The following is an 11,493-nucleotide window of genomic DNA, read 5'->3' on the forward strand; positions in this document are numbered from 1 at the left end:
TCTAGCGCCCGCAGCGGCAACTTGAACAAGCCTTTTAGCATCAGGGCCGTCTCAATGGCGGTGTCACTGTAGTGGAAACCTCTCCCTCGGCGGCCATGGTGGACCAGGCAATGCCACTGCTTAATGGCTTGTTCGTCCATCCAGATAGTCAACGAACCGCGTTGCACCAAGGCTTGGTTGTACTGCTGCCAGTTGCTGATCTTGTGCTTGGACTTGCCCATCTGATGCTCTCGGAGACTGCGCTACAGGATCAGATCACCGAGATGACAGATAGTTCCCCGATTTGAGCAACAAGGCCCATCCTGGTCCGTGGTGGCCTGGCGTTCGTCTCTCCCCAGACCAGCAGTGACAACGTGCTGGGGACGGGCGAGCTGGAGATCGACAGCAACATGCAGCTTGGCCTGACCCTCTCCTACATGTTGACGGACAACTGGGGTGTCGAGCTGCTGGCCGCGACCCCCTTCTCCCACTCGGTGTCGACTGCCGGCCTGGGTGAGGTCGCCAAGGTCAAACACCTGCCGCCGACCCTGATGGCGCAGTACTACTTCGGTGATGCCAACAGCAAGGTGCGCCCCTATGTGGGGGCCGGTATCAACTACACCACCTTCTTCGACGAGGAAGGGCGCGGTGCCCTGGCCGGGACGGATGTGAGCGTGGACTCCTCCTGGGGGATGGCGGGTCAGGTGGGCCTGGACATGGCGATCAATGACCGCTGGTTCGTCAACGCCTCCGCCTGGCTCATCGACATCGATACCGATGTGCATACCGCCGTGGGCACCATCAACACCTCCATCGATCCGGTGGCCTTCATGTTCGGCGTCGGCTACCGCTTCTGATGACAAACGTGGCCGGTGCTCGGCCATGACAACCAAGCATGTCTCTTTGGCCCGGCTCTGTTCGGGCCCTTTTCTGCCTGCCATGTCACGCCAACTGTGATCTGGCCCGCCATCGCGTCACGAACCGCTATTCCATTGCACCCCGCTGCCGATAACCTCGGCATTCACCCCTTTCCCCAACGAGTGAGGATGCCTCCATGGGTTTATCTATTGTGCAGCGGATCATCGCCGGCTTCGTGCTGATGCTGTTGTTGCTGGTTCTGCTCGGCTTCATCAGTATCCTGAAGATCCGGGGGATCAACGAGGGGCTCTCCCAGGTTTCTGATCGTGCCACCCCCCTGGTGATCGCGGTCGCCGGGCTCAAGGGCGCACTGCAGGACAGCAACCGCTGGGTGCTCACCTACAGAACCAGCGAGGAGGCGGCCCAGTTGCCGCAACTGGCCAGCCAGTTCAAGGCGCAGCAGGAGCGTTTCCTGGCCCAGAGCAAGGAGATGGCCCGGTTTGACGGGGTGGCGGAGGCGAGCGAGCTGTTCCGCCAGGTCGACGGGGCGACCCGCGAGTTCTACGGGTTGGCGGATCAGGTGCTGACCCAGCACGGCCAGTGGGTGGCCGCACTCGATCGGCGCCATGAACTGGAGCTGGCGTTCATCCGGCTGGAAGATACCTACCAGTGGGCCGCCGACCTGTTGTTGCAGCAGACCGCGAGCAAACGCTCCATGCGCAACAAGGCCGAACTCATCACCTCCGGCATTGCCCGGGATCTGAAAAACATCCGCCGGGCCGATGCCAAGACCGATCTCAATGAATTGGAGAAGGTGCTCGGCAAGGATATCGAGATGGCACGCAAACGGCTCGAACGGGTGCAGGTGCCCGATGACGTGAGGCAGCGTTTCATCGTCAACCTCGATCGGATGCAGGAGCTGGCCCTCGGCCCGAAAGGGTTGCTGGCGACCATGCGCAATGGCCAGCAATTGGCGGCCTCGCTGCAGTCCCTGAACCAGCAGCTCGACACCAGTCTGGTCAACAGCCTGGCGCTGCTGGACGAGATGGCCAAATCGGCGGGCAGCATTGCCAGCGCGAGCCGGGTCGGGGCGGATGACGCCGTCAGCAGCGCCAGCGCCTGGATCCTGATCGTGTCGGCCATCTCCGCAGCCGCCGCGCTCCTCATCGGTTACACCACAGCCCGCAGCATCCAGCGTCCGCTGCAACTCATCGATCGGGAGCTGGATCGCATGGCCACGGGTGACATGACCCGGCGCATCGACTACCAGAGCCGCTGCGAGTTTGGCAGCCTGACCCGCTCCATCAACACCCTGGCAGACAAGACTGGCGAGCTGCTCGCCCAGATCAATGCCGGCTCGCGCCATCTGGTGGACGAGGCGAGCCGCGCCGCCGAGATAAGCGAGCGGGCCATGTCACGGGTGCAGGATCAGAAGAGCCAGACCGATCAGGTGGCTGCCGCCATCACCGAGCTGGAGGTGAGTGCGACCGAGGTGGCGCGATCCACTGACGGCACCAAGCGTGAGGTGGACCTGGCGGACGAAGAGGCCCGCGCCGGACGCAAACAGGTGGCGACTACGCGCCAGATAACCGAACAACTGGCGGGTGCCATGGAAGAGGCGGTCGGCATCACCCACAAGCTGGGGGAATTCAGCGACAACATCGGCAGCATCCTCGACGTGATCCGCAGCATCGCCGAGCAGACCAACCTGCTGGCGCTGAACGCGGCCATCGAGGCGGCCCGGGCGGGGGACGCAGGTCGCGGCTTCGCGGTGGTGGCGGACGAGGTGCGGGCACTGGCGAACCGGACCCAGACCTCGACCGAGGAGATCCAGGCCATGATCGAGAACCTGCAAAGTTCCAGCAAGCACGTGGTGGCCGTGATGGCACGCAGCCAGGAGCAGACCCAGGATTGCGTGGCCCAGACCCGGGTGATGGACGAGGCGCTGCAATCCATTGCCGAGCGAATGAGCGCCATCAAGGCGATGGCGGATCAGGTGGCTCATGCCGCCCAGGAACAGATCTCCGTGAGTCAGGGGGTTGCCCGTCATGTCGCCAGCATTGCGGATGTGGCTTACGAGACCGAGCGGGAGGCGCGGGAATCGGCCAGCAGCAGTGAGGTGCTGGCGGATCTGGTCGCCAAGCAGCAGCAATTGATCGCCCATTTCAAGGTGTAGGAGGACTTATGGCTAACAAGTGGATCGGGGCCCTGAGTCTCCTGTTGTGTGGCCAGCTGATGGCCAGCGAGCTGGTGATAGAGAGCTGGCGCATTGATGACAAGGCCTTGTGGGAACAGAAGATCATTCCTGCATTCGAGGCCGCCCACCCGGGTATTCAAGTGAAATTCAACGGGGTGCAGAACGTCGAGTACATGCCGACCCTCTGGGCCAGCCTCAAGGCGGGCAAGGCGGGGGATCTCATCACCTGCCGCCCGTTTGACGACTCCCTGGCCCTGTTCAAGGCGGGCCATCTGGTGGAGCTGAGCGAGATGGCGGGGATGGAGAACTTCCCGAGCTTTGCCCAATCCCCCTGGCAGACCGACAGTGGCGCCCAGACTTTCTGCGTACCCATGGCATCGGTGATTCACGGCTTCTTCTACAACAAGAAGATTTTCAGTGAGCTGGGGCTGACGGTTCCCCAGACCCGCGAGGCATTCTTCGCGGCCCTGGACAAGGTGAAGGCGGATGGTCGCTATGTTCCCCTCGCCGTGAGCGGCTCGGAGAGCTGGGTTGCCTCCGAGCTCGGTTTCCAGAACATAGGCCCCAACTACTGGAAGGGGGAGGATGGTCGATTGGCGCTGATCGGGGGCCAGGAGCGCTTCAACAACCCGCAATACGTCAAGGTGTTCGAGGAGCTGGCCCGCTGGCGTGACTACCTGGGGGAGGGGGGTGAGAGCCGCGACTACGCCACCACCAACGAGCTGTTCACCTCGGGCAAGGCTGCCTTCTATGCGGCGGGATCCTGGGAGATTGCCCCCTTCACCGGCAAGGTGGACTTCGGTGTCATGCGCCCGCCCGTGGCAAAGCAGGGGGATGGCTGTTTCTTCACCGATCACACCGATATCGGTATGGGGATGAATCCGGCCAGCAAGAACAAGGAGGCCGCCATGACCTTCCTGCAGTGGCTGACCACTCCCCAGTTTGCCGAGCTCTATACCAACTCGCTGCCCGGCTTCTTCTCGCTCTCCAACCACTTCTTTGAAGCCACCAATCCGGCGGCCAGAGAGATGATGGAGTGGCGGGATCAGTGCGATTCCACCATCCGGGTTGCCACCCAGATCCTCTCCCGCGGCACTCCCAAGCTCGGGGATGAACTGGCCGAGGTGAGCCAGCAGGTATTGCTGGGAACCGTGGCACCCAAGGCGGCGGCCGATCGCCTGGAACAGGGGTTGAAAGGGTGGTATGCCCCCCATCAGGGCAACCAGGGCAAGGGACAGGAGTGTCAGTGTGAGGCGAGCGTGCCTGCCGTCCCTGTGTCGGGTGCCATCGGGACCGAGCCTGCTGCGCCTGTGGTGCCGGATGGACAAGCGCCCTCCGGAGCGAGCGCAACCCAGCCTCCGTCAGTACCGGTGTCCGGAGCCGTCGCTCCAGCGCCTCCTGCCGAAGTGGAGGAGGCGCTCGCCAGCGAACTGGAGGGGGCACAGCCCTGATGGTTCACCATGCAAAACGGGAGGCCTTGGCCTCCCGTTTTGCATCTGCGTGATGACCTGTCATTCCCGTGGCAAGCGGCACAGGCTGCCAATACGGGCCACCGGCACGAAACCCAGAGTGCGATAGACCCGCTGGGCGTGATAGTGCTCGTCTGCCACTATGATGAGCGAACTGGCCCGTGCCAGTCCCTGGCGTGCGACCTGGCTCAGCAACAGACGACAGAGCCCCCGGTTTCGCCACTCTGCGTGCGTGCGCACCAGTTGAAAGCGTCCCAGGGTGCCGGTGAAGAAGAGTCCGCAGCTGGCAACCAGTTGATTCTGGTGCCATAACCCCCACCACTGTCCGAGCCCGTCATCGATCATGGCCTGATAGAGCTGGCGGCGTGACAAGAGATAGGGAAGATAGCGCTCCTCCGAATGGGCGGGATCCCGCTCTGCCAGCTCGAAGGCGAGCCACTGATCCCAGTCTGCCGCGGTGAACGGGCGAGCCGGGGCCAGGTCGCTGCCGGTGGGGGCTTGCCACTCCATTGCACTCAGCGCCAGTACCACGCACTCCATGTATTGGTATCCCGCCGCCACGAACCCGGCGACCCGGCTGTTCTGGCCTGCGGCGAGGGGCCACTGGAAGGTGCGGTGGCGGATACGGGGATCCCAGCCAATCAGCCTGTCGAAACTGGCCTCGAGCCAGCCCTTGTCACGATCGCTTGGGGGGGTGGGCAGCAACAGGTAGTTGCCGAAGTAGTAGTCTGGAGAGCCCGCGGTGCGCACGGTCCAGAACGCATCATGATCCGTCACCTCGCCCTGATAGCGATCGAACAGCAGATCGGTGGCAAAACCGGGGTGATCTTCCATGATGGGGCTCCTGCAAACGCTTGAATTGCTTATCGGCAGGCGGGGAAAGAAGTTAAAAAAAGGCCGGGAAACCCGGCCAAACAATCACACGCAGATTCAGAACGTCCAGGACGATCCGCCCGCATCATAGCGTGCCTGACAGCATTTTGGGATGGGGTCGCTCATTACTTAGGTTGAATTGCAAAATAAAAAATCGGCAATCCCCCTTGTCGCTGACAAATCGGTATTGACTTTGATCCGTTTTCTCATAAAGATAGAAAGACGTTTAGACGTCCAAACATCCGTTTTGGCGTGAAGGAATGGGTTGCAGGACAGGGAGAGAGCAGATGGGATTTCACAGCGCGCGTCAGGTTGAGGCACTCAACCAGAGTTTGGCGGATCTGGGTGGCGACATATCGGTCAGTTTCGAGTTTTTCCCGCCCAACAGCGAAGGGATGGAGAACACCCTCTGGCAGTCCATCGAGCGCCTGCAGGTGCTGGAGCCCAAATTCGTCTCTGTGACCTATGGCGCCAACTCGGGCACCCGGGACCGCACTCACAAGGTGATCAAGGACATCAAGGAGCGTACCGGCCTCATCGCCGCCCCGCACCTGACCTGTATCGACGCCAGCCGTGACGAGCTGCGCACCATTGCCCGTGACTACTGGAACAGCGGCATTCGTCACATCGTGGCCCTGCGCGGCGACTTGCCCCCCGGCCTCGACAAGCCTGACATGTATGCCACCGATCTGGTCGCCCTGCTGAAATCCGAAGCCGATTTCGACATCTCGGTCGCCGCCTATCCGGAAGGCCACCCCGAGGCCCGCAGTGCGCAATCCGACTTGCTGAACCTCAAGCGCAAGATAGATGCCGGTGCCAACCGGGCCATTACCCAGTTCTTCTTCGATGTGGAGACCTATCTGCGTTTTCGGGATCGCTGCGCTGCCATCGGTATCGATGCGGAGATCGTGCCGGGGATACTGCCGGTCTCCAACTACCAGACCCTGGCCAAGTTTGCTGGTTTCACCAATGTGAAAATCCCGCGCTGGATGCACCAGCGTTTCGAAGGGCTGGAAAACGATCAGATGACGCGCAACATGGTGGGAGCCAGCATTGCCATCGACCAGGTGCGTGTGCTGAGTCAGGAAGGGGTGAAGGATTTCCACTTCTATACCCTGAACCGCTCAGAGCTGACCTACGCCATCTGTCACACACTGGGTGTGAGGCCGAAAGGTCAGGCCTGATCCGCGGCTCTGATACAGAAAAGCCAATGAGTCTTCTCATTGGCTTTTTGTTTTGGGCGATAGTCAGGGCCGGGTTGGCTGGATCTCCCTGGGCTCGAGATCGATGACTGCATTGCCGGCAGCACCGGGATACTGGTGATAGCTCTGGTCCTGCTCCAGGGTATAGAAGGTGTCGAGGTAGTCGTCGTTGTTGGTCATCCAGGAGTCCGGGAGTGCCTTGACGATACGACCGCCAAGGTCGAGGAAGGGCAGGGCCTCGGGTACGCCACCCGCAGTGAAGCCGAGTTTGAGTGCGTCAATCAGGAGGGCGCTCAGCTCCTTGTAATTGACGTTGTCATCCTGCTCCATCATGACCACGTCGACGGCTCCCCAGCGGTAGCGATCCCAATAGACCAGGATCTGGTTGGGGGTGTAGTCGGTGTTGTCGTAGTCGAGATAGGGCATGTCGACGATATCTACCACGGGCTCGTCCCTGCCAGGATTGACCCCGGCCACGACGGCATAGACCTCGGCGGCGCCCAGCAGCCAGGGCTCCTGATCATCGTTGAGCCTGATCTTCTTGAGAATGCTGGTCTTGAGGGGGGGGTGTTGCTGGTGGCACGGGGCGTCACCTGCATGTCGGCGGCAGCCAGCGCCTTTCGCATCACCTTCAGGCCGGCATTCTTGGCTTTGACCGGATCGGCCTCCACCACCAGTACCGGCCGCGCCGGCGGCTGGTTCACATCGAGATAGATCGGGCTGCCGGCGCTGTCGAACGCCTCGATGGCGCTCCAGCTCTTTTCGTCACCACTTGGTATGTAGGCAACCAGTGGCTCCACCCCTTGTTGCAGTGCATCCGCCTGATCCGGATTGGCCAGCCGCAGTTGCATCAGCTCCCTGACCTCGCCATCCAGCCCTTGCCGACTGATGGCCGCCCGGTTGGCATCCCGAGCCTGGCGCTTCAGGCGCAGGCTGGCCTTTGGCAGCAGGTTGGGTAGCGGGCTCTGGTATTCCTGATTGTTCAGGAGTGGCAGCAGGTTCTTCTGCTGCAGCGCGATCTGGCGTGCCAGCTCCCGATCGGTGTCGGCAGCCTGGGCCGTGGTGGCACCCAGCAGTGCCAGTAACAAAATGACAGCCTGATTCCTCATCTTCGTTCTCCAGTATTGAGTCTGACAACGGCGCTTGTCGGGAAGGATCTGCGCCGTTTTCTCACTAGAAAGGAATAAGGTTCATATGTGAACGCTCTTCTCAGGATTATGTGCTGCGTCTCACCGGAGTCTCCCCAGATGGTCAGGTCAGGCGCGGAGCCGGTTGACTTGATGCAATGTCACTCCGATCAGCAATCCCCAGCAGGCAGACCCGACCCCGAGCAGGGTGATCCCCGAGGCAGTCACGAGGAAAGTCAGTAGCGCGGCTTCCCGCTCCTCGTCCTGCTGCAAGGCGCTGTGCAAGCTGCTGCCTATGGTGCCGAGCAGCGCCAGCCCGGCCACGCAGGTGACCAGCACCGCAGGGAATGCGCTGAACAGGGCAACCACGGTGGCACCGAAACAGCCTGTGAGCAGGTAGAAACATCCAGCCCACACGGCAGCAGGCCAGCGTCGAGTGGCATCGTGATCCACTTCCTTGCCCATGCAGATGGCGGCTGTGATGGCGGCCAGGTTGAAGGCATAGCCGCCAAACGGTGCCAGCAGCACGCCGATGAATCCGGTCCAGCCAATCAAGGAAGAAGTGGCCGGTTGATAGCCGTGGGCGCGCAGGATGGCAATGCCCGGCATGTTTTGCGAGGTCATGGTAACGAGAAAGAGCGGGAGTGCGATGCCGAGCAGGGCGTCGATGGAAAAGGCTGGCGAGATCCAGACCGGGGTGGAAAGTTGCCAGTGAACCTCGTTGAGTTGCAGCTCGCCCCTCAGGGTGCAGAGCAGCATGCCGGCCGCCAGGACCAGCATCATGGTGTAGCGGGGCCAGAGGTGGCGACCCAGCAAGAAAGCCAGTAGCAAGGTGCCAAGCAGCAGAGGATCTTGCGGTGCCACCTTGAAGAGATCCAGCCCGAACCTGAGCAAGACTCCGGCCAGCATGGCGGCCGCCAGGGGGGCGGGAATGTGACGCATCAGCCTGTCGAACCAGCCGCTGATACCGCAGAGGGTGATCAGCAGTGAAGAGATGATGAAGGCGCCGATGGCCTCCGCCAGACTGAAGTTCCCCAGGCTGGTGATGAGCAGGGCGGCACCCGGGGTAGACCAGGCCGTCAAGACAGGCATCCGGTAATAGAGGGAGAGGCCGATGCAGCTGACCCCCATGCCGATACCCAGTGTCCATAACCAGGAAGAGACCTGGGCTGCATCGGCACCAGCGGCCGTGGCGGCCTGGATGATCAAGACGACAGAACTCGTGTAACCCACCAATACGGCGATGAGTCCCGCGACCATGTGGGGGAGGGCTAGGGGCATGGGAAACTTCCTTGTGGATGCTGATAGCTTGTGCGCTATTGCGTACAATGTGGTTTTGACTATAACGCTGTGCGTTATGGCGCACAATATGGCTCAAAGAAATCGGAGAACAGATGCAGGAGATGAGTCGCTATCTGGCCCAGCGATTGAAAGGGCTGCGCACTGAAAGAGGATGGAGCCTGGATATGGCCGCCCGTGAAACGGGGGTGAGCAAGGCCATGCTGGGACAGATCGAGCGAGGTGAATCCAGTCCGACGGTGGCAACATTGTGGAAGATTGCCACCGGTTTTCGGGTCTCTTTCTCCAGTTTCATTGAGCCGACACCAGCGGCGCAGGGAGAGACGGTATACCGTATTGCCGATGATATTCGACAGCAGCCGGCGGGAGAGGGGATGCAGGTTGCCCCGCTTTTCCCCTATGAGGCCCGCTTTGGTTTCGAGTTGTTCGAACTGACCCTGCTACCTGGCTACCAGCGGGAGTCAGAACCCCATGAACCCGGGGTGACCGAACATGTCATCGTCATCAGCGGTGTGATGGAGGTGCTGGTGGACGGGGCGTGGCGTTCCCTCGATCAGGGTGAGGCCGTCCGGTTTGCAGCGGATCGTCCCCATGGCTATCGCAATCTTGGGGTCGCTCCCGCCATCTTCCACAATCTGATCCACTATCCGGCCATGGCCACGCGATGACTAGCCGGGGCGGCCATCCGCCCTGGGACTGGTCAGTATGGGGGTATAAACCCAGATGAACAGACCGTAGGCGGCAACCCAGCTCCATCCGCTGAGGTTCCATCCCGTGAGGGTGAGATTTGGCCAAAAGAGAGGGAGCAAGACCCGCAACAGCGCGGACAGGATCACCAGTGCAAATGCCGCCGTGATCCTGCGTCCTATCTGCAGGGCTCTGCCACTGTGTCCGAGGGATACACGGGCTATCATCCCGAGGATCATGGCCCCCATGCTGCCCGCGCTGAACAGATGGCTGGCCAGTGACAAGGCAATCGGCCAGCCAGCCGTGCGTGCCGCCAGGGCGGTCAGCCCCAGTGGGATAAAGAGGTAGGCCAGGTGAAGCGACCACAGCAGGGGCTGGGCCAACGTGGTTCCGGGTCGCCAGCGCAGCTGCCTGTAGAGGTGAGCCCCTGCCGCCACTATATATAGAGGGAACATCTGAATTCCGATGACCCACTGTGTCGGGAGCACCAACCAGAGCAGCAGGATGAGCCACAGAGACGCGAGGGCAATGCGCTCCAGCCACGGCAGTGGTAATGCTTTTTCCGTCCCAGTGGCTCTGGCGGTAAAGAAGGGAATGACACGTCCTCCCATGACGGCAATCAGGGTCGTGAAGAGGAGCACGGTTGCAAGCAGGATATGTTCCACCAATGGCCATTCGGCATGCCACCGCCAGCAAGCGGTATTGAGCAGGGTCAACACGAGAAGCAGGGGAACAAAAAAGAGATTGCGCCACTGGCGCGTCACTATGATGGGTCTGGCGAGGAACCACGTACAGAGGGGCAACCAGGCCAGGTCCATGACCATCAGAGTGACATTGCTTTCTCCAAACCAGGGGAGCAGGCCTCTCGGGATGGCCCACAATCCCACGACCAGTGCCAGCGGCCAACCGCGTACACCTGGGTGAGCGGTCCAGTTCTGGACGGCGGTAAGCAGAAAACCCGCCACTATGGCGGCACCAAAGCCGAACAACATTTCATGTGCATGCCACCAGATGGGGTTGCTAATCCCGGGCAGAGCGAACCAGCCGTTGAGTTGCCCCAGCCAGCCCAGCATCGCCAAAGCCGAGAACAAGGCGCCAAACAGGAAGAAAGGCCGAAACCCGAGGCGGAACAGAGGAACGATTCTCTCCTCTTTGCGGCTATCCAGGATCTGGTGCATGAATGAAACCTTAATTGAACATTTGAAAAGCCAATTATAAAGTGGCTTTTCAAATGTTCAATTTAAATCCAATGACAGCCCGAAATGGTGGTGACGCGAACGAAACAGAACCGCTTTGCTGCATATCTGAGCGAACGGTTCTTCTCGGTGAAAAAGCCCTTGTCATCCCGGCGCGGCTCCCTATAATGCGCCCCTACCAGCACGGCGGACCACGCCGAACTGATGAGCCAGCTTCCTAGCGAAGTGGGCGCCGAAAGAAAAGCGAAAACAACCGCTTGACTTTCGAAGTGAGGAGCGTAAGATGCGCATCCTCAACGCGACAAGCGTGACGCTCTTTAACAATTTGAATCAAGCAATCTGTGTGGGCACTCACAGCATCGAGCATCAAAAACAATTTTTGATATCAATGTCTGATGAAGTGACCAAAGCAACGAAAGTTGCAGCAGTTAATTCAGCAATTCATTGAGCCGCCTTAACAGGCAACCAAACTTAAATTGAAGAGTTTGATCATGGCTCAGATTGAACGCTGGCGGCAGGCCTAACACATGCAAGTCGAGCGGCAGCGGGAAAGTAGCTTGCTACTTTTGCCGGCGAGCGGCGGACGGGTGAGTAATGCCTGGGAAA

Annotated in this window: 9 protein-coding genes, 1 rRNA gene and 2 pseudogenes; 7 read left to right on the forward strand and 5 right to left on the reverse strand. The window is 60.6% G+C overall.

The window, feature by feature from the left end; all coding sequences use genetic code 11:
- Positions 1-221 (reverse strand): transposase (locus J9889_RS15285; RefSeq protein WP_210557241.1); only part of this gene is annotated, 221 nt, incomplete at its 3' end.
- Between the two features lie 78 nt (positions 222-299).
- Between J9889_RS15285 and J9889_RS15290 the strand changes: the two are divergent.
- From J9889_RS15290 to J9889_RS15300, 3 genes and pseudogenes are all read left to right on the forward strand, one after another.
- Positions 300-836: pseudogene (locus tag J9889_RS15290) on the forward strand (OmpW family outer membrane protein); the annotation flags it as partial.
- A gap of 197 nt (positions 837-1,033) precedes the next feature.
- Positions 1,034-3,013 (forward strand): methyl-accepting chemotaxis protein, encoded by a 1,980-nt coding sequence (locus J9889_RS15295; RefSeq protein ID WP_210557243.1) that lies wholly within the window; start codon positions 1,034-1,036, stop codon positions 3,011-3,013.
- Between the two features lie 8 nt (positions 3,014-3,021).
- Positions 3,022-4,485 (forward strand): extracellular solute-binding protein, encoded by a 1,464-nt coding sequence (locus J9889_RS15300; protein WP_042864821.1) that lies wholly within the window; start codon positions 3,022-3,024, stop codon positions 4,483-4,485.
- Positions 4,486-4,545: 60 nt separating this feature from the next.
- On the opposite strand, the gene J9889_RS15305 is transcribed toward J9889_RS15300, so the two are convergent.
- The gene (locus tag J9889_RS15305) at positions 4,546-5,337 is read right to left on the reverse strand and encodes a GNAT family N-acetyltransferase (protein WP_210557245.1); all 792 of its coding nucleotides are present in this window, start codon (positions 5,335-5,337) and stop codon (positions 4,546-4,548) included.
- Between the two features lie 326 nt (positions 5,338-5,663).
- Between J9889_RS15305 and metF the strand changes: the two genes are divergently transcribed.
- On the forward strand, positions 5,664-6,560 hold the full coding sequence (metF, locus tag J9889_RS15310; protein ID WP_010674220.1) for a methylenetetrahydrofolate reductase: 897 nt from the start codon (positions 5,664-5,666) through the stop codon (positions 6,558-6,560).
- A gap of 63 nt (positions 6,561-6,623) precedes the next feature.
- On the opposite strand, the pseudogene J9889_RS15315 reads toward metF, so the two are convergent.
- Positions 6,624-7,687: pseudogene (locus tag J9889_RS15315) on the reverse strand (DUF3103 family protein).
- A gap of 147 nt (positions 7,688-7,834) precedes the next feature.
- Positions 7,835-8,986 (reverse strand): benzoate/H(+) symporter BenE family transporter, encoded by a 1,152-nt coding sequence (locus J9889_RS15320; RefSeq protein WP_246878106.1) that lies wholly within the window; start codon positions 8,984-8,986, stop codon positions 7,835-7,837.
- Between the two features lie 113 nt (positions 8,987-9,099).
- Here J9889_RS15320 and J9889_RS15325 point away from each other — a divergent pair, with 113 nt between their 5' ends.
- Positions 9,100-9,672 carry an XRE family transcriptional regulator gene (locus tag J9889_RS15325; protein WP_042015843.1) on the forward strand — a complete coding sequence of 191 codons (573 nt, stop codon included), beginning with the start codon at positions 9,100-9,102 and terminating at the stop codon, positions 9,670-9,672.
- Here J9889_RS15325 and J9889_RS15330 read toward each other — a convergent pair whose 3' ends face one another.
- Complete coding sequence (locus J9889_RS15330; protein WP_143236983.1) at positions 9,673-10,869, reverse strand: NnrS family protein; 1,197 nt, start codon at positions 10,867-10,869, stop codon at positions 9,673-9,675. It lies immediately after the preceding gene.
- A 301-nt stretch (positions 10,870-11,170) separates the two neighbouring features.
- Here J9889_RS15330 and J9889_RS15335 point away from each other — a divergent pair, with 301 nt between their 5' ends.
- Both J9889_RS15335 and J9889_RS15340 read left to right on the forward strand, forming a co-directional pair.
- Positions 11,171-11,335 (forward strand): hypothetical protein, encoded by a 165-nt coding sequence (locus J9889_RS15335; protein ID WP_164882878.1) that lies wholly within the window; start codon positions 11,171-11,173, stop codon positions 11,333-11,335.
- A 25-nt stretch (positions 11,336-11,360) separates the two neighbouring features.
- Positions 11,361-11,493: ribosomal RNA gene (locus tag J9889_RS15340) — 16S ribosomal RNA — on the forward strand; the annotation flags it as partial.

Source organism: Aeromonas sp. PrichA-15, from assembly GCF_017939245.1.
GTDB classification, from domain to species: domain Bacteria; phylum Pseudomonadota; class Gammaproteobacteria; order Enterobacterales; family Aeromonadaceae; genus Aeromonas; species Aeromonas caviae.